We start from the raw sequence: 22,674 nt of genomic DNA on the forward strand, positions 1-22,674 counted from the left end.
TGCTGGCTTTTTTGAAATCATGCCCAAAATACAACAATTTCCTCGGAATATCGGATGTATTCCATGATTGTTGTACAAAAGGCAGCATTTCTCTTCATTTAGTTGGCTTTGAGGGAAGATTGTTGTATTTCATACAACAATCCTCCCGAAGGCCGGTGTATCTAGGTATCAAAGCTGTAAAACATACAACATTTATCCGTTTCGATTTGCCAAATCACATTAGAGGAGTACGCCATGGACATGGAATATAGTCTGGCTTTTGACGGGGTGGTGTTTCATTACCCGGATACGAAGGAAGCCGCGCTGCGTGAACTAACCGTCTCCATTCCCAAAGGCCGCAAAACGGCGGTGCTCGGCCACAATGGTTCGGGCAAATCGACCCTGTTCCTGCATGCTGTCGGCATTCTGCGTCCGCAGCGTGGTACGGTTCAGCAGGGAGGCAGGACATTGTCCTATGCCAAAAAAGAGCTGGCTGCGCTGCGGAGCAGTGTGGGCCTTGTTTTTCAGGACCCGGAGCAGCAGCTCATATTGAGCACGCCTCTGGAGGATGTGTCCTTCGGGCTGCGGGGAACGGGGATGGACGAAGCCGCAATAGCTGAGCGCTGCCGCAGCGTTATGGAACTGCTGAACCTGACGGAGTTGAGTGACAAACCGGTTCACCAGCTTAGCCTGGGGCAGAAAAAACGCACCGCACTCGCCGGAGTAATGGCGATGGAGCCGGAGCTGATCCTGCTGGATGAGCCGACCTCGTATCTGGACCCGTTATCCGAGACACAGATGCTGCAGGGTCTTGATCTTATACATGAAAAAGGCACAACCGTAGTTATGGCTACGCATGATATGAACTTGGCGTACCGCTGGGCGGACTGGATTATCGTACTGGATCAGGGGAGGTGCCGGGCTGAGGGGACGCCGGAGGAGATTTTTGCCGGGGCGGAAGAATTGCAGGCCATCGGCCTCGGTCTGCCGCTGCTGGCCGACTTGTGGTACAGCCTGCCTGCACGGCACACCGCCGGCCAGCCAGCCCCCCGCACGGCGGGAGATTTCAAAGCTGTACTAAACAGGCTGCTGAATAGTTAATACAGGTATTCATGAACGGGGGAAGAAGGATGAAGAAACAAGGCAAGCTGCTGATTATCGGCTTCGGTCCCGGAGCGCTGGAGCATATTACCGACCGGGCGCTGGCTGCTCTCGAAGAGAGTGAGGCTGTAATCGGCTATAACAGTTATGTCGACCTGATCAAACCGCTGCTGCGGCATCAAGAGATTGTCGGCACCGGTATGACCGAAGAGGTCAGCCGGGCGCAGGAGGCCGTCCGCCGAGCCGAGGACGGCCAGACCATTGCCGTAATATCCAGCGGCGATGCCGGTGTATACGGCATGGCGGGTCTGGTCTACGAGGTGCTGATTGAACGGGGCTGGAACCGGGCTGACGGAGTAGAGGTCGAGGTGATCCCCGGAATATCGGCGATCCAGTCCTGTTCTTCCCTGCTGGGAGCGCCGATCATGCATGATTCCTGCACAATCAGCCTCAGCGATCATCTTACCCCGTGGGAGAGCATTGCCGCGCGTGTAGAAGCGGCGGGCGCTGCGGATTTCGTGATCGCCTTCTATAACCCTCGCAGCGGCAAGCGGACGCGCCAGATTGAAGAAGCACGCAATATCCTGCTGCGTTATCGTGATCCTTCCACGCCGGTCGGCATTGTCAAAAGCGCCTACCGTGACCGTCAGCAGACGATCGTCACTACGCTGCAGGAGATGCTGGAGCATGAGATCGGCATGCTCTCTACGGTTGTCGTCGGCAACTCGGCGACGGTGGTCTACGAGGGTCTAATGGTTACGCCGCGCGGATACGAGCGCAAGTACAATCTTGGCGCGCAGACGCAGGCGCTGAAACCGCATGAGCGGCTGCGCACTGCGGCCGAGCCTTGGTCGCTGGCTGCGGCGGAGAGTGTGGCTGCTGAGGCGGGACGGTCTGAAGGGGCAGCGGTGGAGAGTGTGGCTGCTGAGGCGGGACGGATAGATGGAGCAGTGACACCGGGTGCAGCTGCCGGTGAAACCGGACGGGTAGAGCGATTGGTGTCAGAGAGTATGGCTCCAACTGACGGGGGACGGACGGAGGAGGCTGCGGCGCTAAGCCTGGCAGCGTCTGCGCGTATGGAGCAGCTACGCCGTCCTGCCGTTCAGCTGGCGGAACACGCTGATGAAACCTTCGAGCTGGAGGTTTCTCCTGTCATCGGCAGCCGCAGATTCAGCGGTATCCAGATGAAGCTGCTGGCGGAGCTGGCAGGCGATGAGGGGCAGCTGATCTATACGAAGGACGGACATTTTCTGCTGCGCAGCCATCCGGGGGACCGTGCTGAGGTGGCGGCTAAGCTTACAGAGGCAGAACTGAGCGTTAGTATACCCGGTGATTATGTGAAAGTAAAAACCTGCGGGTTCTGTGAATTGCGGCGTAGCGGCGCTTTAAGCGCGGCGGTCCGCCTGCATACCCTGCTGCACGGACTTGCTGTACCCAAAGAGCTGCATATCAGCGTGGCGGGCTGCGGCATGGCCTGCAGCTCAGCTGTTCTGGATGATATCGGGCTGGTTCTTTCGCGGGGCAGCTATGAGCTCTATCTGGGCGGCAAGAAGTCGGGCCGGGGAGCACATGCCGGCACACTCGTCCGCGAAGGTATGAATGAAGATGAAGCCGTGGCTGCTGTAGCAGCGGCAGTGGAGCATTATACTGCGCAAGGCCGGGAGAAGGAGCGGTTTCATGCTTTTTATGAACGGATGGGCAGTATTGAAGAACAGGTGAACAGCACTGCAGGAAGTATAGATAATAATGACAGCATAGAGGGAGCACGCATGATGAGAACCGTATTACTGGTTGGACACGGTAGCCGGATTCAAGCGGGAAATGATGAGCTGCTGCAGTTCACCAGCCAGCTTGCCGTCCGCAAGCCGGAGCTTAAGTTTGAGACCTGCTTCATAGAGCTAGCCTCACCTTCAATCGCGGGCGGAATTGCCAAATGTGTGGAGGATGGCGCGACGCAAATTTATATTGTGCCGATTATATTGTTCGCGGCGGGCCATTCCAAGCTGGATATTCCGATGGCGATCGATGAAGCCAAGCTGAAGCATCCGGGGGTGGAGTTTGTATACGGGCGTCCGTTGGGTGTTCAGGAGCGGGCTGTCGATATTGTGTTGGACCGGATACGGGAAGCTGAATCGCTTTCTGCTTCTGTGAAACACAGTAATGAAGCTGAATCGCTTGCCGTTTCTATGGATCACAGTAATGAAGCCGGAGCTGCAGACTTGAGTTTGCAGGAAGCCCAAGCCCGTACAACATCCACAGCAGAGGATAAGGATACCATCGTGCTGCTTATGGGGCGCGGGGGCAGTGATCCGGATGCCAACAGTGATTTCTATAAGCTGGGCCGGCTGCTATGGGAAAGAACATCTTACCAAAGCGTTGAAAGCTGCTTCATTGCCATCACGAAGCCGTCGCTTCCGGATGGGCTTGAACGCTGCCTGGCACTGGGTGCGCGTAAGATTATAGTTGTGCCGTACCTGCTGTTCACCGGAGTACTGATGAAGCAATTCGCAGAAATGGTTTCTCATTTCGCCGCAGAGCATCCGGAAATTGAAGTGCAGCTCGGCCGCCAGCTCGGCACACATCCACTGCTAGTGGATATGCTGACAGAGCGCATTGAGGAGACAATGGAGGGGCAGTCTTTCAGCAATTGCGATAACTGTAAGTACCGTGATGAAGCGGCATTGCACCACCACCACCACCATCACCATGGTGAGGAGGAGCATGGACACGGGGAGCATGGGCATGAGCATCATGGGCATGAGCATCATGGGCACGAGCATCACGGGCACGGGCATCATGGGCATGAGCATCACGGGCACGAGCATCACGGGCATGAGCATCATGGGCATGAAGAACACGGTCATAGGAAACACGAGCATGGACACCACGATCATCAGGAACACGGTCACAGGGAACACGCGCACGGAGGCCACAGTCATGAGCACCATCGGCACGGGCATCATGGTCATGGGCATCATAGGCATGGGCATCACGGTCGCGGGGATCATGAACATGGGCATCAAGAGCGGCGGCATGATGTAACCGGAACAGCGGCTCCGGCAGACAACCGGGATCTGCGCCAGCCGCGATGATCTTCATGCTGTGCGGCACCAGCGATGCCCGGGAGCTGGCCCTGAACCTGTCGCGACAAGGCCTGCCGCTGCAGGCCTCTGTCGTAACGCCCAGTGCGGCTGAACGGCTGGAAGCCGCAGCAATCCGCACCCGGGTCGGCAGGCTGGATAAGCCGGCCATGATCTCGCTGCTGCAGGAGGGCGGCTATCGTGCAGTAGTGGACGGCAGCCATCCTTTTGCGCTGGAGGCACACGTCAATGCTATGGGCGCGGCTGCAGCGCTGGGCCTGCCCTATTTTCGCTACGAGCGGCAAAGTCTTATCTATGACAGCCACCCCCGGCTGATCGTTGTGCATTCCTATGAAGAGGCTGCACGCAAGGCCAGGGAACTTAAGGGTTCCATTATGTTGACAACGGGCGGCAAGACACTTGAGGTGTTTGCGGAGGCGCTGCTGGGAGATCCGGATATCCGGCTGACGGTCAGACTGCTGCCCTGCCTGGAGAATATGGAGAAATGTCTGTCCCTTGGCATTGAGCAGCGGAATATTATTGCGCTTCAGGGCCCTTTTAGCAGAGAGATGAATGAGGCACTTTACCGGCAATATGGCACACAGGTGATGATCACCAAAGAGAGCGGGGCGGAAGGCTCGGTGGATGAGAAGCTGCATGCCGCGCTGGATATGGGGCTTTACGTCATTTTAATTATGCGGCCGGAGCTGACCTTTGGAGAGAGCGGGAAGGTGTTTGACTCTTTTGACGAGATTACGGAGGCCGTGAGAACTGCGCTGCAAAAATGAACAAGGAGGGATAACTGTGGATTTTGGTACGGATTTCAAGCCGGTGACGGTACAGCCGCAGGAAATAGAAGGTCTGAGTTTTCAGATGATTACAGAAGAGATTGGTGAACATTCCTTTAGCAGGCTGGAGTACAAAATAGTGCAGCGGATCATTCATGCTTCTGCCGATTTTGAGCTGGGGCGCAGTCTTGTTTTTCACCCGCGGGCGATTGAGGCCGGGATCAGCGCCATTCTGCAGGGCAAGCCGATTATTGCCGATGTGCGGATGGTGGAGGCGGGCATTGCCAAGGAGCGGATTCAGCGGTACGGCGGGGAAGTCAGGGTTCATATTTCCGATCCGGATGTGATGGAAGAAGCGAAGGCGCTCGGGACTACGCGGGCCATTATTGCTACGCGCAAAGCTTGTGCACAGGCTCCGGGAGGGATCTATGTGATCGGCAACGCGCCGACTGCCCTGCTGGAACTGATTCGTCTGGTAAAAGAAGGCGCAGCGCAGCCGGGTCTTGTCATCGGCATGCCGGTCGGATTCGTCTCGGCAGCGGAATCCAAGGATGAGCTGCGTAAGCTCGACATTCCTTACATCACGAATATCGGCCGCAAAGGCGGAAGCACGATCGTGGTTGCTGCGGTCAATGCATTGAGTCTGCTGGCGGACCGCCGGGCTGCGGGTGAATTGAATTAGGTCTGCACCAGGTGTAAGCGGGAACTGTGTTAGCGCTGGGCCAAAACTCAAAACTCTATAGGAGCGGGTTTTGAACAGGATATGAACAAGTTCTAATCCATATGCCTAGGCTTATGAGGTATGCTTAACTGCACTTTGTACAACTAAAACGTCTGATTTACAACCAATTATCCGTTTAGCTGTATTTCGTACAATTAAACTACCATTAATTGCTTGTTCTCACCCATTGGGGCAGATTTAGTTGTACAGAGTACAGTTATAAGATGCTAGCCTACCTTTTCGCTGATTTTAATTGCACAGTATACAACTATTATGGAATTTTCACTTGGAACTGAATACATCAATCGCTGCATTGTTGATTGAACTCACTTATTTAATTGTTAGCGTGTCTAAATATATCTACGATACTCCAAATAGGTTGCATATATCATCACAAAGAGGGATTGCCATGAGCGAGGAAACAGCAGACAACCGGGCAGATCAGAATAGGAGGAAACGGAGGTGAAGCATGATAATGAGTCCGCGGCAGAGTACACTGCAAAGCGGGTGTCTGAGAAGAATGCAGAGTACGCAGCGAATCTCGAGCATGAGCATGATGCAGAGTATGCAAAGTATGCAGCAAAACGAGAATCTGAGCATGTTGTTGAGTCCGCAGAGCTGGCAGGAAAAGACACAGCTGCGGAGTCCGGCGGTGATTCAGGAGCTGCCAACCCAAGCGGTTTAACATCGTCACCTTCAGATGCTCCTGCCTCCTCAACCCCTGCTGCCCCTCTGCGCAGGGGTTACACCACAGGTGCTTGTGCCGCCGCCGCAGCCAAAGGTGCGGCATTGCTGCTGATTACAGGCGACAGGCTTCCCGCTGTGGATATTGATCTCCCGGCGGGCTTCCGGCACTCCTTTGAACTTACGGGGTGGCAGCGCGAAGGTACGGACTCGGCAATCTGCGCCACGGTTAAGGATGCCGGAGATGATCCGGATGCCACGCATCAGGCCTGGATCGAAGCAGCGGTGAGCTGGCTGGATCACCCCGGTGTGGAGATCGACGGCGGCCGTGGCGTCGGCCGGGTGACGAAGCCTGGGCTGCCGGTGCCCGTCGGAGCAGCGGCGATTAATCCGGTGCCGCGGCGGATGATACTGGAGGCGGTGTCCGGGGTGCTGGAGGAGCATGGCGCGGCGCGGGGGCTGCGGGTGGTCATCAGCGTGCCGGAAGGCGAAGCGATTGCCCTAAGAACGCTGAATCCGCGGCTCGGCATCATCGGCGGCATTTCTATCCTCGGCACGCGGGGCGTGGTTACCCCGTTCTCCACCGAAGCCTACAAGGCGAGTGTGGTCCAGGCGATTTCGGTTGCGGCCGCGACGGGGAACGGGCAGATTATTCTGACCACCGGCGGCAGCAGTGAGAAATATGCGATGGCGATGTTCGCAGGGCTTCCGGAGGAAGCTTTTATCCAGATGGGGGAGTATGTAGGCTTCTCGCTGGAGCATGCCAAGGCCTACGGAATCGGGAAGGTTACCTTTGTGGGCATGGCTGGTAAGTTCTCCAAAGTCGCTCAAGGCGCTATGCTGATCCACTCGAAGAATGCACCTGTTGACTTCGGATTTCTGGCAGCTGTGGCGGCGGAGGCCGGGGCAGATAAGAAGCAGGTGCAGGAGATTGCTGCCGCCAATACAGCCTCGCAGGTGGTGGATATGATGACCGAGGCGGGGAATTCCGCTTTTTTTGAGAGCCTGTGCCGGCATGCCTGTGAACAAAGTCTGAAGCATATGAACGGGGGCATGGTTGTGGAAATGGTACTGATGACGATGAAGGGCCGAGTGCTGGGAAGGGCGGAAATCTGTGGGTAACCTGATCTATGTTATCGGTATCGGTGAGGATGGCGCCGGCGGCCTGACACCGGATAGCTTAAGCAAAGTGAATAATAGTGAGGTACTGCTCGGCGGAGAACGGCAATTAAATTTTTTTGGCGGATATACCGGTGAGAAAATCGTTCTGCAAGGCGGGCTGAAGCCTTTTACAGATAAGCTGGAGGGCATGTGGAGAGAGCGGCGGACTGTGGTTCTGGCCTCGGGGGACCCGCTCTTTTTTGGCATCGCGGGGTATCTTGTCCGCAAGTTCGGGCCGGAGCATGTTGAGGTTATTCCGCACTATAGCAGTGTGCAGCTCGCGTTTGCCCGGCTGGGGGACAGCTGGCAGGATGCCGAGCTGATCAGTCTGCACGGGCGCCCCATCCAGGGACTGGCCCAGCGCATAGACGGCAAGCACAAGGTGGCTCTGCTAACGGACGAGAGTAATACGCCTGCGGTGATTGCCGCTTATTTGCGTGAGTTCGGGATGATGGAATATGAAGCGTTCGTGTGTGAGCGGCTGGGCGGGGCGGAGGAAGTCTGCCGCTTCTGGACGCTGGATGAAATGGAGAATAGTGAATTTGCGGCGCTGAATGTAGTTATCCTGCGCAGAAGGCCGGGAACCGGCTCATCATTGCGGCGCGGCTTTGCTTATCCGGATGAGCAGTTCCAGCAGCGGAAGCCGGAGAAAGGCCTCATTACGAAACGTGAGGTCCGGGCTCTGGTTCTGTCGGAGCTGAATCTCTCCGAGGATGCGGTGGTGTGGGATATCGGCTCCGGCTCCGGTGCGGTTGCGGCGGAATGTGCGCGGATTGCCCGGCTCGGCAAGGTCTATGCCCTGGAAAAAGGAGCGGAGAATCTGCCGAACATGGAAGCGAACCGCCGGAAGTTCCGCGCCGATTTCCAGATCATACATCAGAAAGCGCCGCAGGGGCTGGAGAGTCTGCCGGATCCGGATGGAGTGTTCATCGGCGGCAGCGGCGGGGAGTTGGCGGATATTATCGCGCTCTGCGCCGCGAGACTCCGGCCGGAAGGGCGGATTGTCGTTGGAGCGATCACCATTGAAACGCTATATGGAAGCATGGAGGCGTTGAAGCAAGCAGGCCTGGATTGCGGGGTAACTCTGCTTCAGGCATCACGCGGTAAGCCGATTCTCGGCATGACCCGGTTCGAAGGCATGAATCCGGTCTATGTGGTTAGTGGGCGGAAGAGCTGAGGCTGATCAGATCAGATATTGAGATATAAGGAAACAAGAAGCGATCAGAAACAAAGGAGGAACATGCGATGAAGACCCATGTAACGGAGGCGAGTCAGCAGGCAGTGCAGGCTGTGGACGGGCAGGAAGCATCTGAGGGAGAAGGAATTGCCGCTGAAACGCAGCTGGCAGAAGCGGCGATGCAGGCCGCAAGTGCGCTCTATGATGCTATGGATGAGAAAGAGCTGAAGCTGGAGGAAAGACTGACTCCCCGGGCGATCGGGACGTTGTACGGTGTCGGTGTCGGCCCCGGTGATCCGGAGCTGATTACGCTCAAGGCCTGCCGGCTGCTGCGGGAATGTCCGGTGATTGCCTACCCGGCAACCAAAAAAGGCGGCAAATCCTACGCCCACGAAATCATCGAGATGCATGTGAAGCCGGATGAGAAAATCATGCTCGGACTGATCTTCCCGATGACGAAAGATCCGGTGCTGCTGGCCGGCGGCTGGAACCGCACTGTGGAGCTGTGCTGGAGTGAGCTGAAGCAGGGCCGGGATGTGGCTTTTGTGACGGAAGGTGACCCTAATCTCTTCAGCACCTTTATTCACCTGGCCCGGTTAATGCAGGAGCTGCATCCCGGTGTGCCGATCGTCTCCATTCCGGGAATTTCCTCGGTGCTGGGCGCGGCTGCTGCCCTGGAGCAGCCCTTGGCGGACGGAGATCAGCGGGTGGGAATCATCCCGGCGACAGATGACCGCGAGGCACTGAAGGAAGCGCTGCTGCATCACGAGACGGTGGTATTCCTCAAGGTGGCCAAGGTGCTGGATCTGGTGCTGGATGTGCTGGATGAACTGGGGCTGTCCGGCAAAGCATCCGTCGTTACCAAGGTAACCTCGCCTTATGAAACGGTATGGCGCGATGCGCGGGATCTGCGGGGCAAGGAGCTGGAGTACTTAAGTCTGATGGTGGTGAGCAAATGACAGATATCGTGCTTGAACCTAAAGTATATATTGTAGGTGCCGGCCCCGGCGATCCGGAGCTGATTACGGTAAAAGGCAGCCGGATTCTGCGCTCAGCGGACGTGGTGCTCTATGCCGACTCTCTGGTCAGTGAGGAGCTGATCCACAGTGCGAAGCCCGGTGCAGAGGTACTGCGAAGCTCGGGGCTGGATCTGGAGCAGCAGGTGGAGCTGATGGCGGCAGCAGTCCAGGCCGGTAAAAGCGTAGCCCGCGTCCACACGGGCGACCCGTCCATGTACGGCGCGATTCTGGAGCAGATGTCGCTGCTGAAGCTATGCGGCGTCCGCTATGAAATCGTGCCGGGTGTAAGCTCGGTCTTTGCTTCTGCTGCGGCGCTTGGTGCAGAGCTGACCGTGCCTGATCTGACGCAGACGGTAATTCTGACCCGTGCGGAAGGACGCACACCGGTGCCGGAGCGCGAACAGCTGCGTAAGCTGGCCGAGCATCACTGTACAGTGGCGCTGTTTCTTAGTGCCTCCCTGGCCGGGCATGTGACCGGGGAATTCCTGGCTGCCGGCTGGAGTCCGGATACACCGGTAGCTGTAGTGAAGCGGGCCACCTGGCCGGATCAGCAGATTCTGCGGACAACGGTGCAGAATTTGGAGCCGGATCTGCGAGATGCGGGTATCACCATGCATGCCATGATCCTGGCCGGCTGGGCGCTGGACCCCGGGCTGACGGACCGCGATCAGCACCGTTCCAAGCTCTATGACAAGGCATTTACCCATGGCTGCCGGGAAGGAATTGGCTCTGGTGAGTAAGCGGCGGTATGCAGCGGTCGCGATCACGCGAAACGGCATCGGGCTGGCGCTGAAGCTGGGAGCGGGGCTCGGGGAGACGGAAATCTTTTGTTATGCCAAGTATAGCGGCGGGCTGGAGATGCGGGCTGGGGAGATTTCGCTTTTTGAGGGGCCGGTAAAAGATTTACTCCCCCGGCTCTTCCGGGATTACGAGGGGGTCATTCTGTTCTTCTCGCTGGGCGCCGCGGTCCGGCTGATTGCTCCGCTGCTGCAGGACAAAAGAACCGATCCTGCCGTCATCGTCATTGATGAGCGCGGGGAGCATGTTATCAGCATGCTGTCCGGCCACCTCGGGGGGGCCAACAGACTGACGCTGCAGATCGCCGGGCTGCTCGGCAGTCATCCGGTAATTACAACGGCTTCCGATGTGCAGGGCACCTTCGCTGTGGATCTGCTTGGCCGGGAATACGGCTGGCGCGCGGACAGCTTTACCAGTATGAAAAGTGTCAGTGCTGCGCTCGTCAACGGGGAAGCGGTAGCTTTTGTCCAGGAGAGCGGAGAGCCGGGCTGGCTGCCGCCGGGGGCAGTGCTGCCGGAGCATGTACACGTATTTGCCAGCAGGGATGAGCTGCGAAGCAGCGGCTTCCGCTTCAGCGCAGCGATCGTAGTGAGTGACCGGCTGCCGGATCAAGATGAGCCGGAGGATGCCGTGCTTGCTGAATACGCTGTAGTCTATCGTCCGCGCAGTCTGGTGCTCGGTTTGGGCTGTAACCGCGGGACCTCTGCGGAGGAGCTTGAAGCAGTAGTGCTGCATACTCTGGCAGAGCACAGGCTATCGCTCTACAGTGTGCGGAATGTGGCAACTGCCGGGATTAAGGGTGATGAGGCCGGACTGCTGGCTCTTTGTGCCAAATACGGCTGGGAGCTGGCGTTGTATTCACCGGAACAGCTGAACACAGTCATGCTGGACAATCCTTCGGAGGTAGTGTTCAGAGCAACCGGAGCGTACGGGGTCTGTGAGCCTGCCGCACTGTTGTCTTCAGGTGCGCAGGCGCTCCTGCAGCGCAAACTTAAAAGCGGAAATGTGACAATCGCCGTAGCGCGGGTTGTCTATGCCGGTTAGAGCGGGGGAGAAGCGGTGAGAGAGACATGGAATGAAATGAAGGACCGGGAGCCGTTATTGCAGACACGCCCGCGCTTTGTAGTAGCAGGCACGGGCAGCGGCTCCGGCAAAACAACGGTCACGCTCGGACTGATGCGGGCGTTTGCCCGGCGCGGCCTGAAGGTTCAGGGCTTCAAATGCGGGCCTGATTATATCGATCCTGCGTATCATACTGCAGTCACTGGCCGTTCTTCCCGCAACCTGGACTCCTGGATGACTTCAAGCAGCTATCTGCAGGAATATTTCCTGCGCGTATCGGAGGATGTGGATCTGTCAGTCATCGAGGGTGTGATGGGGCTGTATGACGGCAAAGAGGACACAGCACTCACCGGATCAACGGCAGAAATCGCCATCCTGACGGACAGTCCGGTGCTGCTTGTAGTCGATGTCCGCAGCATGGGACGCAGTGCTGCGGCCATTGTGCTCGGCTTTCAGCAGCTGGAGCCGGAGCTGCAGATTGCTGCGGTCATAGTGAACCGCTGCGGCAGTGAGGGCCATTACCGGATGGTCCGGGCAGCGATTGAAGCGGCCTGCGGCATTCCGGTCATCGGCTGGCTGCCGCGCGACGGTGGTCTCGATATCCCGGAGCGCCATCTGGGCCTGCTTCCCGCTGTGGAGCGCGGAGAGCTGGAGCCTTTGTTCGAGCATGCCGCCGATCTGCTGGCGGAAGGCACCGATCTGGAGCGGCTGCTGGAGCTTGCCGCTGCTGCGCCTGCATTGCAGTATCCGCCGGAACCGGATGCGGTGCTGCAGGCGCAAGGGCCCTCGCAGGGCTGCCCGGGTATACTGGAGCCAGGAATGCCGGGGTTTACGGCGACTGAGACTCCGGGTTTGGGCAGCCCGCCGGCAATGGAGCCTGCATCACAGGAGCAGCCTGTGGCAGCGGGGCCACCCTTGTCTTCACCAGCAGCACGGATAATGCCGGCGGATACGAACAGGCCGGCACACCGTCTTGTCCAGCCGGTTATTGCCATAGCCCGGGATGCGGCATTCAATTTCTATTATGCCGACAATCTGGAGCTGCTCGAGCGCGCAGGTGCGAGGCTGGCCGCTTTCAGTCCGCTTAGCGGGGAAGGAATCCCGCCGGAGGCCGACGGAATCTATATCGGCGGCGGGTTTCCGGAGGAATTCGCAGCTGTGATTGCAGCGAATTCGCTCTTCCTGGACGGCGTAAGAGCTGCAGCTGCAGACGGAATGCCGCTGTATGCAGAATGCGGCGGCTACATGGTGCTGGCCCGCAGCCTGACCGACCGCTCTGGCGCCGTGCATGAGATGGCCGGGATCATTCCGGCGCACACCGTAATGCAGGAACGCCGCGCCGCTCTCGGGTACCGTGAGGTGACAGCACTTCACGATTGCCTGCTGCTGAAGCAGGGCGGGCGACTGCGCGGCCATGAATTCCATTATTCCGGCATGAGCTACATGCCCGGCGAAGCCCGGACTTATGCCTATGAGAGCAAAGGCAGAGGAGGCAGTCAGCCGGAAGGTTATATCAGTGGCAACATTATGGCTGCGTATACGCATATTCATTTGGCCTCCCATTTCCCGGCCGCAGGACGTCTGGTGGAGGCTTGCCGTACTTATCGGGAACAGAAGAAGCAAGCGAAGCAGCGGCTCTAATTGTTCCAGACCGGAGGCGAAGGCAGAAAATGGCCTCCGTATAAATTCTGCACGAAATCCTGCACGAAATACAACATTTCCTTCAAGATAATGAGGATAATCGGACATTGTTGTATGAAAGGCAGGATTTCTCCACCATCAGGTCGGTTAGTGGAATGAATTCTTGTATTTTCTGCAACAATCTTCATGAATACCCTAATATCAGTGAGCCCAAGTTGTAATACTTACAACATTTGAGCCTGTCCATACTGAGGGAGCTTAACAATCACTTCGCTGCCGGGTAGAGACTCTAGAATCATAGCTTAACCCTCGGCCGGATTGCCTAATATATAGGTCTATACAAAGGGTCTATACAAGTGGTCTATACCAAGTGAACTTAAGTCTCTTACTTTCCGGATGAACGAACTGGATGGCCTAAATTTTTGGTCCGCAGGGATTTCGGCCATCGGTTAGACAGCCTTCTAAAGTCCTTATCTTGTATATTCAGGGCTGTTTGCCTGCTAATCATTATCATTCGGGTAATTCTGACTGGTTTTTCACTCCCCGCTGGAGAGTGGCAATTCCAGAATATTTTTTAGCCGTACCACTTATGTCAACCGCTTGTCATACATCTGTAAGCCTCGTATAATAGGATCAAGAGAGCGCTTTATTACCCTGCTGGCAGGTTACCGGCTTTTTTTATCAGGGAATAGATTGGATTATATGCTGCTGAATTTCAAAGTCTGGAAGCAATCACTTAATGATGGTTATGGAGAAGGGAGAACGCTGCAGTGAAATTGTTGGGAGCGATTGAAGCAGGAGGAACAAAGTTTGTATGCGGAATCGGGAATGAGGACGGGACGATTATCGACCGGGTGAGCTTTCCGACCACAACCCCTCAAGAAACGATGGGGCTGGTACTAGATTACTTCTCCGGTAAAGATGTGGAGTCCATTGGCATCGGTTCATTCGGACCGATTGACCCGGTGATCGGCAGCCCTACTTACGGATATATTACAACCACACCGAAACCCCACTGGGGTGGATATAATCTGGTAGGAGCCGTGGCGGAGCAGCTTGATGTTCCGGTCGGTTTCGATACAGATGTGAACGGAGCCGCCTTGGGCGAGTACACTTGGGGTGCCGCCCAAGGGCTGGATAGCTGCCTCTATATCACAGTAGGCACCGGCATCGGCGCCGGTGCAGTGGTCGGCGGGAAGCTGATCCATGGGCTGTCCCACCCTGAAATGGGACATATTCTGGTCCGCCGCCATCCGGAGGATCACTATGAAGGCTTCTGCCCTTATCATGGCGATTGCCTGGAAGGCCTGGCGGCAGGTCCGGCTATCGGCAAGCGCTGGGGCAAGCCTGCGGGCGAGCTGCCATCGGATCATCCGGCCTGGGCGATGGAGGCCCACTATCTGGCCCACGCCCTGATGAACTATGTGCTGATCCTATCGCCGCAGAGAATCGTGATGGGCGGTGGCGTGATGAAGCAGAGCCAGCTCTTCCCGCTGATCCATACCAAGCTGCAGGAATTGCTTGGCGGATATGTGCAGCATCCGGCGCTCAATGAAGCGGTCGGCAGTTATATCGTCCCTCCTCTGCTCGGGGATAATGCGGGACTCTCCGGTGCGCTTGGCCTTGCGAAGCTGGCGCTTGACGGACAGTAGAATATCCTATAAAAAGGCATTGACTGTTTCGCAATATGTGGTATCCTAGGTTTTAACAGTATAGCATTTAAGAGGAAGCACCTCTTTCACGGATTTTCGTGGGAGAGGTGCTTTTTTTTGTGCAAAGATAAGAATTTATAGGCTCCGCGCAATAAATGTTCCTTATCTTTCCCGCTGAAACGGTATCGGCGGGGGCAGGTAATCCGGTCCGCACAAAGCTCATGCATACTGTAAGACGATGAAGGTAGGGATTCATATGCAGATCGTATTTATGAACCGTTTGTCCAGAATGTCAGGTGTGGATCAGGAGGTATTTGCCCAGTTGTGGATTGGAGAGGAGGAGGGGGTGTGGCGCCTGGGCTGGCGCGACTTCTCAGGAGAACAGGAAATGGGTGACAGCTTATGGTATGAAGGCGGTTCATGGAATGAAATGCTGTGTGTGTACCGGCATGAGCTTGCAATGAAGATGGGAGACGGTTACCGCCCCCTGATTGATGGTGTATTTCATGAAGATGAGCATCTTAACAGCAGAGGTCAGGAGCAGCTTAAGCTGCAGTATTACAGTGAGCAGTACGCCAATGAAACGGTATATGAGGAGCTGTGCTCCTGGCGCAGGGGGAAGGCTTCCAGCGAACGCAAGGCACCTTACATCCTGGCCAGCAACCGTCTGCTGCGGATGATCAGTGCATTTCTGCCCCATACGGCGGAAGAGCTGCTGCAGATTCCCGGCGTAGGTGAAGGTAAAGCCTCGCAATATGGCGCCGACTGGCTCAGTATTACCTCCGGTGTGCAGCGTGAGCATCAATATCCGCTGGGCTGGGTAAGTGATTCGATCGACGAAGAGAGCTTTGTTTCCTGGCTGTACAAACAGAAGGAGTTGAAATACAAGAAGCAGCTGGAGCGGCTGAGACTGCGGCGTGTACTGCTTCAGGGGATTGAAGAAGGGCAGGGAATGGAGCAGCTCAAGGGGCTCAGCGGGGTCTCCCGCCGTGAAGTTCTTGAAGCTGTGGAGGAACTGGAGAAGGACGGTTATTCCGTCGAGAAGCTCATTGCACTTGAGCTCAGTGAAGTTACTCCCCAGGAACAGAACAATATATGGACAGCCTATGAGCTGATCGGTGATACCTTCCTGAAGCCCGTCCTCTATAAGGCCTATGGCGAGGATTTCTCCCCCGCAGAAGGCCTCGATATGTACTATGAGCGCCTGCGGCTGATCCGTATCCGCTTCCGCCGGGAGCAGCCGGCCGGTCTGGGGCTGGCGACGAACCTGTAGAAAGTAGCCTACTTCCCGGAGCTTACCCTGTATCGCGCTTCCCCCCTTCCCGTGAGGAAGCGCGCTGCAGGGTTTTATCTGCGGCCGGCAGTGTCTGCAAATTATTAGGAGAAAGGGGCGATTAGCGGTACTATACCTGTATGCAGTTAAAAAGGAGTGGGACATATGATAGTAACGTTGACGGTTAATCCTAGCGTCGATGCCAGTACGGGTATAAGTAAGGTTGTTCCCGATCATAAGCTGCGCTGCCGTGAAGCCTCGTACAAACCGGGGGGCGGCGGTGTGAATGTGTCACGGGCGATTCACAGACTGGGCGGGGATTCCCTTGCACTCTATGCCTCAGGCGGACTTCATGGTCAGCTGCTGCACCATATGCTGGAACAGGAGGGCGTAAGGCATCAGGAGATTCCGATCAGCGGGCAGACCCGGGAGAATCTGATTGTCGTGGAGGAATCCACCGGCCAGCAGTTCCGGTTCGACATGCCGGGCCCGCGGTTCATCGAAGGCGACTGGAAGGAGTGCCTTGAGCAATTAACGGCGCTGCCGGATAAACCTGCTTATCTTGTAGCCAGCGGCAGTCTGCCCCCGGGCTGTCCCGCTGATTTCTATGCGCGTGTCATTGAAGCTGCGAAGCCCTGGAAGGCCAGGGTTATCATCGATACTTCCGGCGAAGCACTGCAGCTTGCGGCTGACGCCGGCGTATATCTGCTGAAGCCGAACGCACGTGAGCTTGAAGAATTGGTAGGGCATACGATAACCGGTGATGAGGAAGTGAAGGCAGCCGCACTTCAGCTGATTGAAGAAGGCCGGACGGAAGTAGTAGTAGTCTCACTGGGCGGGGACGGTGCACTGCTGATTACCAGAGAAGGCAGCGAGCATCTGCACGCACCTGAAGTTCCTGTACTCAGTGTAGTAGGCGCTGGCGACAGTCTGGTTGCGGGGCTCGTGTACAGTCTGGAACGGGGCTGGCCGCTGCGCAGAGCCGTTCAGTTCGGCATCGCCTCCGGAGCTGCAGCTGTCATGAATCCGGAGCGTCAGCTCTGCAAGCGCGAGGATACGGAGCGGTTGTTTGCCGGCATGGATACCGGCGCAGCCGGACACATGTAGTTTTGTGGCCGCCATATACCAAAAAGACGAAGGCTTCCCTATACCCAGAGGTATCCGGTGCCTTCGTCCTGCGTATTCGTCCGTTTAGTTTCATAGCCAATCCTTCTTGCGGAAGATCACCAGCATTCCGCAGCCGAGCGTCACCATGACGGCGATGACTCCATAATAGCCATACTGGGAATGGGTCTCGGGAATATTGTCAAAGTTCATACCGTAGATTCCGGTAATAACGGTCAGCGGCATGAATATTGTAGTAATTGCCGTAAATACTCTCATGATTTCATTGGCGCGGTTAGCAATACTGGACTGATAAGCTTCACGTAAGTTGCCCATGAGATCGCGGTACGTTTCAAAGGTTTCAGAGATCTTGACCGCATTTTCATAAATATCGCTGAAATACTTCTGCAGCTGATCGTCGATCAGGCGGAGGTCTTTTTTGTTGAGCGTGTTGATAACTTCCTTCTGCGGGCCCAGCATCTTCTTCAGCCAGAGAATTTCACTGCGCAGACCGATGATCTCGCTGAGATGCGATTTCTTGGTGTGCATGAGGATATCCTCCTCCAGCTTCTCAATCCGCGCTTCAATCCGGTCACCGACCGAGAAGAAGTTGTCGACCACAAGGTCGATTAACAGGTACAGGAAGCGGTCCGGCTCACTGACCTCCTGCTCCCACAGAATGGGCTTCAGGACGCGCAGCTCATGGATCTTCTGCTTCGTAACGGTGATGATGAAATGTCTGCCCAGGAATACGTTGAGCGCGCGGAGGAAGATTTCCTCGTCATCAAACCGGATGCTGTTGACTACGATAAAATAATGGCTCTCATAGATCTCCAGCTTCGGGCGCTGATCCTCTTCACTGAGACAGTCCTCGACAGCCAGATCATGCAGATTGTACAAAGGCTGAAGCTCAACGAGATCCTGGGCATCTGCATCAATCCAGTAGAAACCCTCAGCGGGTGCGGTAAGTGTATCCTCAATATTGTCAATAGTCGTAAAAACCCCTGCGTTCACCAGCCGGATTTTCATCTGATTCACTCCTTCTGTCCCTGGTCTTCTCCAGGGATATGCTAATTAAAGCACAGAGAAAAAATCAGCTTGGCCGGTGGTACAATCATGGATGAAGGCCAAAAGACGGTCCGAGAGCATGAAGAAGAACTGCCCCCGCCGCCGGCAAGCTGATGTTAATCCTGTGTGGTTGTTCTTTCTGCACGCTTATTCGCGAGCCCGGGTCGCCTTCCATTCTTCTCTCACCTCTTCTTTTCGCCGTTTATGGTTGAAACACTTGTCTAGTATAACGCCGGGGTATGGCTCTTTCAAGAGAAATTCTTTTCATTCTCCAGGCCCCTTAAGCATTGTATGGACTTGACGAAAAGGAGGTTCATGATTTAAAGTGAATTTTAAGAAAAGTATCCGCGGATGCTTTGGAATAACCCCAACTGAATACAGCTAAATCTTATCAAGAGCAGGTGGAGGGACTAGCCCGATGAAACCCGGCAACCGGCGTGTGAACGCACGGTGCTAATTCTTGCGGAAGCTTTGCAGGACGTTATTCGTCCGGCGGAAGTTCTCTGGCAGATGAGAGAGGCGCATATGACTGCAGATATATGACCTTTCTCGCCCGAGAAAGGTCTTTTTTCGTTGTTTTACATCAGATTTAACCGCCAAGCGGAACCTAATTTCAGTTAAGGAGTGGAAACAGCAATGCCTATTAAAATTCCCGACAGTCTTCCGGCCAAAGAAGTATTATCCGGTGAGAATATTTTTGTAATGGATGAAAGCCATGCCTTTCATCAGGATATCCGTCCTTTGCGGATCGCCATCCTGAATCTGATGCCGACCAAAGAAACCACGGAAACGCAGCTGCTGCGCCTTATCGGGAACTCACCGCTTCAGGTGGACGTTGTTCTGCTGCATCCCAGCTCCCATACCTCGAAGAATACTTCGGCAGAGCACTTAAAGAGCTTTTACAAAACCTTTGATGAAATCAGTGACCGCCGCTTTGACGGCTTGATCATCACCGGTGCTCCGGTGGAACAAATGGAGTTCGAGGATGTCAACTACTGGGAAGAGCTGAAAGTGATTTTTGAGTGGAGCAAGCAGAACGTAACCTCGACCATGCATATCTGTTGGGCTGCGCAGGCAGGACTGTACCACCACTTCGGCGTGCGTAAGGTGAGTCTGCCGGATAAATGCTTTGGAGTGTTTCCGCATACGCTGAGCCATAATAATGTGAAACTGCTGCGGGGCTTCGACGAAGTATTCCATGTGCCGCATTCCCGTCACACCGACGTCTCCCGTGAAGATATAGAGAATAATCCGGATCTGCAGATTCTGGCGGAATCAGAGGAGGCCGGCGTGTACCTGGTTTCTACGCATGACGGCAAGCAGATTTTTGTAACCGGACATTCAGAATATGATCCGTTCTCCCTGAAATGGGAGTATGACCGCGATATCGCCAAGGGCATGGATATAGAGATTCCGAAGCACTATTATCCAAAAGATGATCCCACCCGTACACCGCCGGCCGTCTGGCGCGCCCATGCCAACTTATTATTCGCTAATTGGCTCAATTACTATGTATACCAGGAGACACCCTACGATATCGGAGCGTTTATTTAAAAGTTGTATTTGTATATAGAAGCAATGGTTATACGTACAACACATAGCCTATGCTTCCGAAGCCAGTTTGTACGAAGAAATTCAGGGAAGCAAATGCTATAACAAACTTTTAGGAGGCAATGAAAATGGACGAGAAACTGAAAATTGAGAGCAGACTGGCACAGATTGGTTCGATGGAGGACCCCGCGACAGGGGCGATTAATTATCCGGTGTACAGCGCGACGGCATTCCGTCACCCGAGACTCGGACAGAGCACGGGCTTTGATTATATCCGCACCAAAAATCCTACCCGCTCTGTGCTCGAAGATGCGGCAGCGGTACTGGAATCCGGCGATGCCGGCTTCGCCTGCGCCTCGGGTATGGCCGCACTGACTACTGTGTTTGCTTTATTTGGACAAGGTGATCATCTCGTTGTCTCGCTCGACCTGTACGGCGGAACCTATCGTCTGCTGGAACGGATTCTGTCCAAATACGGCATCAGCGCCTCCTATGTGGATACGAATGATCTGGATGCTCTGGAAGCTGCGCGCCAGCCGGGCACCAAAGGTGTATTCATTGAGACACCAACCAATCCGCTGATGATGATTACGGATATCGAAGCGGTATGTACATGGGCCCGCCACCACGGGCTGCTTACGATTGTCGACAATACGCTGCTGACCCCGTTCTTCCAGCGCCCTATTGAGCTTGGAGCAGATATCATCGTTCACAGTGCGACCAAATATCTGGGCGGACATAACGATGTCCTTGCCGGACTTATTGTAACCAAAGGCGCTGAATTGTCCGCAGAAATGGCGATTCTGCATAATTCACTGGGCGCTGTCCTTGCACCAAACGACAGCTACCAGCTGATGAAGGGGATGAAGACACTTGCCCTGCGCATGGAGCGGCATGAGAGCAACGCGCTGGCCATTGCCCGGTATCTGCTGGAGCATCCGGCCATTGCCGAAGTCTTCCATCCGGGTCTGCCGGATCATCTGGGATACGAAATCCAGAAGCGCCAGTCCTCCGGCAACACCGGGATTTTCTCGTTCAAGGTGAAGGATGCCAGATACGTGGAGCCGCTGCTCCGCCATATCCGACTGATTGCTTTCGCTGAGAGTCTTGGCGGTGTGGAATCGCTCATGACCTATCCGGCTGTACAGACTCACGCCGATATTCCGGCGGAAATCCGGGATGCGGTTGGCGTAGATGACCGGCTGCTGCGTTTCTCGGTCGGCATCGAGCATGTGGACGATCTGATCGCTGATCTTACGCAGGCATTGGAAGCTGCGCGCACCGAACTGGAATAGGGCATCTCTGGACCTTAGCAGCCAGATAGAATCACTGTATACATTGAACAGCAGCACCCCGTTGGTGCTGCTGTTTTATTTGGCGAAAGATTTTTCAAGCTCATCCGATTGTGATACGATGGGGGAACGAGTTTGTTTATTTTTTAAATTAAATTCATCTACTATACTTCATAGGATTAAGAGGAGGCTGCGAACGTTGAGTGCAATTGATCTTATTCTGGATAAGACACTTAAAGGTGAACGTCTTCAATTAGAAGACACAATCACGTTGTTCGAAAGCAATGAAATTGAGAAAATGGGCGCGGCTGCGGATAATATTATGAAGCGCTGGCACCCGGACCCGCTGGCTACATTCGTAATCGGCCGTAATATTAACTACACCAATGTATGTGATGTCTATTGCCGCTTCTGCGCCTTCTACCGCAGACCGGGTTCGGAGGAAGGTTATGTGCTTCCCGATGAAACCATCTATCAGAAGATAGCAGAGACGATCAGCGTGAACGGGACCGAGATTCTGATGCAGGGCGGAACGAACCCGAATCTGCCGTTCAGCTATTACACGGATATCCTGCGCGGAATTAAGCAGCGGTTCCCGGAGATCACCATGCATTCCTTCTCACCGGCAGAGATCATGAAGATGGTCGAAGTATCCGGACTGCCGCTGGAGCAGGTCATGCGTGAGATTCATGCCGCAGGTCTGGATTCCCTGCCCGGCGGGGGAGCGGAGATTCTCGATGACCGCACGCGCCGCAAGATCAGCCGGCTCAAAGGCTCCTGGCGCGAGTGGATGGATGTCATGCAGACCGCGCACCGGATCGGCATGAACACAACAGCCACGATGGTGATCGGTCTGGGCGAGAGTATGGAAGAGCGGGCGCTGCATCTGCTGCGTGTCCGTGAAGCCCAGGACGAGTGCATAGCGAACAAATATGACTCCGAAGGATTCCTGGCCTTCATCTCCTGGACCTTCCAGCCGGATAATACGAACCTCAAGCTGGACCGGCAGACACCGGAAGAATACCTCAAGACCGTGGCGATCAGCCGTCTGGTGCTGGATAATATCAAGAACTTCCAGTCCTCCTGGGTCACGATGGGCCCTGAGGTCGGTAAGCTTTCCCTGCAATACGGCTGTAATGACTTCGGCAGCACGATGATCGAGGAGAACGTAGTTTCCTCGGCGGGCGCGACCTACAAGGTCAACATCGAGTCCATTACCCAGCTCATCCGCGAAGCAGGCAAGATCCCCGCGCAGCGCAACACGCGCTATGACATCCTGCGGACGTTCGAGGATGCGAACGCCAAGATCGACAATGACTTTATCATGCAGAACTAGAGCGTGGCTATAGGTTTTAACGCTTGTTCAATATCAATCCTTCCAAATTTCATCAACATAGCCACTATGAACTCTATATTAGCGTTTGAGATTTAGTAAAAGCGAAAGATAGCCCTTCTACACATATTAGGTGTGTAAGAGGGCTGTTTATCTTGCCCGAGAGAGTTGATCCAATAAGCTTCACTTT

At 55.2% G+C, this 22,674-nt stretch carries 17 protein-coding genes, 1 pseudogene and 1 riboswitch; of the genes and pseudogenes, 17 read left to right on the plus strand and 1 reads right to left on the minus strand.

Annotated elements, in window-relative coordinates; all coding sequences use genetic code 11:
- Positions 1–234: 234 nt before the first annotated feature.
- From QW71_RS21205 to QW71_RS21270, 14 genes and pseudogenes are all read left to right on the plus strand, one after another.
- Positions 235–1,080 carry an energy-coupling factor ABC transporter ATP-binding protein gene (locus tag QW71_RS21205; protein WP_152679821.1) on the plus strand — a complete coding sequence of 282 codons (846 nt, stop codon included), beginning with the start codon at positions 235–237 and terminating at the stop codon, positions 1,078–1,080.
- Between the two features lie 29 nt (positions 1,081–1,109).
- Positions 1,110–2,789 (plus strand): annotated as a pseudogene (gene cobJ / locus QW71_RS42255) (precorrin-3B C(17)-methyltransferase); the annotation flags it as partial.
- 63 nt (positions 2,790–2,852) lie between these two features.
- Positions 2,853–4,172, plus strand: a complete 1,320-nt coding sequence (locus QW71_RS42260; RefSeq protein ID WP_373604786.1) for a sirohydrochlorin chelatase — start codon at positions 2,853–2,855, stop codon at positions 4,170–4,172.
- Positions 4,169–4,948 carry a precorrin-6A reductase gene (gene cobK, locus QW71_RS21215; RefSeq protein ID WP_039303288.1) on the plus strand — a complete coding sequence of 260 codons (780 nt, stop codon included), beginning with the start codon at positions 4,169–4,171 and terminating at the stop codon, positions 4,946–4,948. Before QW71_RS42260 ends, cobK begins: the two co-directional genes overlap by 4 nt.
- 16 nt (positions 4,949–4,964) lie before the next feature.
- Positions 4,965–5,630, plus strand: coding sequence for a precorrin-8X methylmutase (locus QW71_RS21220; protein WP_039303290.1), 666 nt, complete (start codon positions 4,965–4,967; stop codon positions 5,628–5,630).
- A 501-nt stretch (positions 5,631–6,131) separates the two neighbouring features.
- Positions 6,132–7,475 carry a cobalt-precorrin-5B (C(1))-methyltransferase gene (locus QW71_RS21225; RefSeq protein WP_268794626.1) on the plus strand — a complete coding sequence of 448 codons (1,344 nt, stop codon included), beginning with the start codon at positions 6,132–6,134 and terminating at the stop codon, positions 7,473–7,475.
- A complete protein-coding gene (locus QW71_RS21230) occupies positions 7,468–8,691 on the plus strand; it encodes a bifunctional cobalt-precorrin-7 (C(5))-methyltransferase/cobalt-precorrin-6B (C(15))-methyltransferase (RefSeq protein ID WP_039303293.1) in 1,224 nt (407 codons plus the stop codon). The genes QW71_RS21225 and QW71_RS21230 overlap by 8 nt, the downstream gene beginning before the upstream one ends.
- Positions 8,692–8,900: 209 nt before the next feature.
- Entirely contained in the window at positions 8,901–9,650 is a 750-nt protein-coding gene (gene cobI / locus QW71_RS21235) for a precorrin-2 C(20)-methyltransferase (protein WP_047013902.1), read from the plus strand.
- A gap of 5 nt (positions 9,651–9,655) precedes the next feature.
- On the plus strand, positions 9,656–10,450 hold the full coding sequence (gene cobM, locus QW71_RS21240) for a precorrin-4 C(11)-methyltransferase (protein ID WP_039303441.1): 795 nt from the start codon (positions 9,656–9,658) through the stop codon (positions 10,448–10,450).
- Entirely contained in the window at positions 10,416–11,552 is a 1,137-nt protein-coding gene (locus QW71_RS21245) for a cobalamin biosynthesis protein (protein WP_047013897.1), read from the plus strand. Before cobM ends, QW71_RS21245 begins: the two co-directional genes overlap by 35 nt.
- Positions 11,553–11,588: 36 nt before the next feature.
- Positions 11,589–13,211 (plus strand): cobyrinate a,c-diamide synthase, encoded by a 1,623-nt coding sequence (locus QW71_RS21250; RefSeq protein ID WP_039303446.1) that lies wholly within the window; start codon positions 11,589–11,591, stop codon positions 13,209–13,211.
- 770 nt (positions 13,212–13,981) lie between these two features.
- A complete protein-coding gene (locus QW71_RS21260; protein WP_039303300.1) occupies positions 13,982–14,863 on the plus strand; it encodes an ROK family protein in 882 nt (293 codons plus the stop codon).
- Between the two features lie 256 nt (positions 14,864–15,119).
- On the plus strand, positions 15,120–16,136 hold the full coding sequence (locus QW71_RS21265) for an HRDC domain-containing protein (RefSeq protein WP_039303302.1): 1,017 nt from the start codon (positions 15,120–15,122) through the stop codon (positions 16,134–16,136).
- A 165-nt stretch (positions 16,137–16,301) separates the two neighbouring features.
- Positions 16,302–17,243 carry a 1-phosphofructokinase family hexose kinase gene (locus QW71_RS21270; protein ID WP_039303306.1) on the plus strand — a complete coding sequence of 314 codons (942 nt, stop codon included), beginning with the start codon at positions 16,302–16,304 and terminating at the stop codon, positions 17,241–17,243.
- Between the two features lie 90 nt (positions 17,244–17,333).
- Here QW71_RS21270 and corA read toward each other — a convergent pair whose 3' ends face one another.
- Positions 17,334–18,269: a magnesium/cobalt transporter CorA gene (corA, locus tag QW71_RS21275; protein ID WP_039303309.1), complete on the minus strand. Its 936-nt coding sequence runs from the start codon at positions 18,267–18,269 to the stop codon at positions 17,334–17,336.
- Between the two features lie 424 nt (positions 18,270–18,693).
- A riboswitch (SAM riboswitch) is annotated at positions 18,694–18,825 on the plus strand.
- A 119-nt stretch (positions 18,826–18,944) separates the two neighbouring features.
- On the opposite strand from corA, the gene metA reads away from it, so the two are divergent.
- The 3 genes from metA (at position 18,945) to mqnC (ending at position 22,487) form a co-directional block, all read left to right on the plus strand.
- Complete coding sequence (metA, locus tag QW71_RS21280; RefSeq protein ID WP_039303312.1) at positions 18,945–19,862, plus strand: homoserine O-succinyltransferase; 918 nt, start codon at positions 18,945–18,947, stop codon at positions 19,860–19,862.
- A 125-nt stretch (positions 19,863–19,987) separates the two neighbouring features.
- A complete protein-coding gene (locus QW71_RS21285) occupies positions 19,988–21,154 on the plus strand; it encodes an aminotransferase class I/II-fold pyridoxal phosphate-dependent enzyme (RefSeq protein ID WP_039303315.1) in 1,167 nt (388 codons plus the stop codon).
- A gap of 196 nt (positions 21,155–21,350) precedes the next feature.
- Positions 21,351–22,487, plus strand: coding sequence for a cyclic dehypoxanthinyl futalosine synthase (gene mqnC / locus QW71_RS21290; protein WP_039303318.1), 1,137 nt, complete (start codon positions 21,351–21,353; stop codon positions 22,485–22,487).
- The last annotated feature ends 187 nt before the right edge of the window (positions 22,488–22,674 follow it).

Source organism: Paenibacillus sp. IHB B 3415 (assembly GCF_000802655.2).
Lineage (GTDB): Bacteria > Bacillota > Bacilli > Paenibacillales > Paenibacillaceae > Paenibacillus_AQ > Paenibacillus_AQ phytohabitans.

What these genes read in the sequence shown, in the direction of transcription:
- QW71_RS21205 (WP_152679821.1), top strand. Translation starts at nt 235, where the DNA reads ATGGACATGGAATATAGTCTGGCTTTTGACGGGGTGGTGTTTCATTAC.
- QW71_RS42260 (WP_373604786.1), top strand. Translation starts at nt 2,853, where the DNA reads ATGAGAACCGTATTACTGGTTGGACACGGTAGCCGGATTCAAGCGGGA.
- cobK (WP_039303288.1), top strand. Translation starts at nt 4,169, where the DNA reads ATGATCTTCATGCTGTGCGGCACCAGCGATGCCCGGGAGCTGGCCCTG.
- cobI (WP_047013902.1), top strand. Translation starts at nt 8,901, where the DNA reads ATGGATGAGAAAGAGCTGAAGCTGGAGGAAAGACTGACTCCCCGGGCG.
- QW71_RS21245 (WP_047013897.1), top strand. Translation starts at nt 10,416, where the DNA reads ATGGCTGCCGGGAAGGAATTGGCTCTGGTGAGTAAGCGGCGGTATGCA.
- QW71_RS21250 (WP_039303446.1), top strand. Translation starts at nt 11,589, where the DNA reads ATGAAGGACCGGGAGCCGTTATTGCAGACACGCCCGCGCTTTGTAGTA.
- QW71_RS21265 (WP_039303302.1), top strand. Translation starts at nt 15,120, where the DNA reads ATGCAGATCGTATTTATGAACCGTTTGTCCAGAATGTCAGGTGTGGAT.
- QW71_RS21270 (WP_039303306.1), top strand. Translation starts at nt 16,302, where the DNA reads ATGATAGTAACGTTGACGGTTAATCCTAGCGTCGATGCCAGTACGGGT.
- corA (WP_039303309.1), bottom strand. Translation starts at nt 18,269, where the DNA reads ATGAAAATCCGGCTGGTGAACGCAGGGGTTTTTACGACTATTGACAAT.
- metA (WP_039303312.1), top strand. Translation starts at nt 18,945, where the DNA reads ATGCCTATTAAAATTCCCGACAGTCTTCCGGCCAAAGAAGTATTATCC.
- QW71_RS21285 (WP_039303315.1), top strand. Translation starts at nt 19,988, where the DNA reads ATGGACGAGAAACTGAAAATTGAGAGCAGACTGGCACAGATTGGTTCG.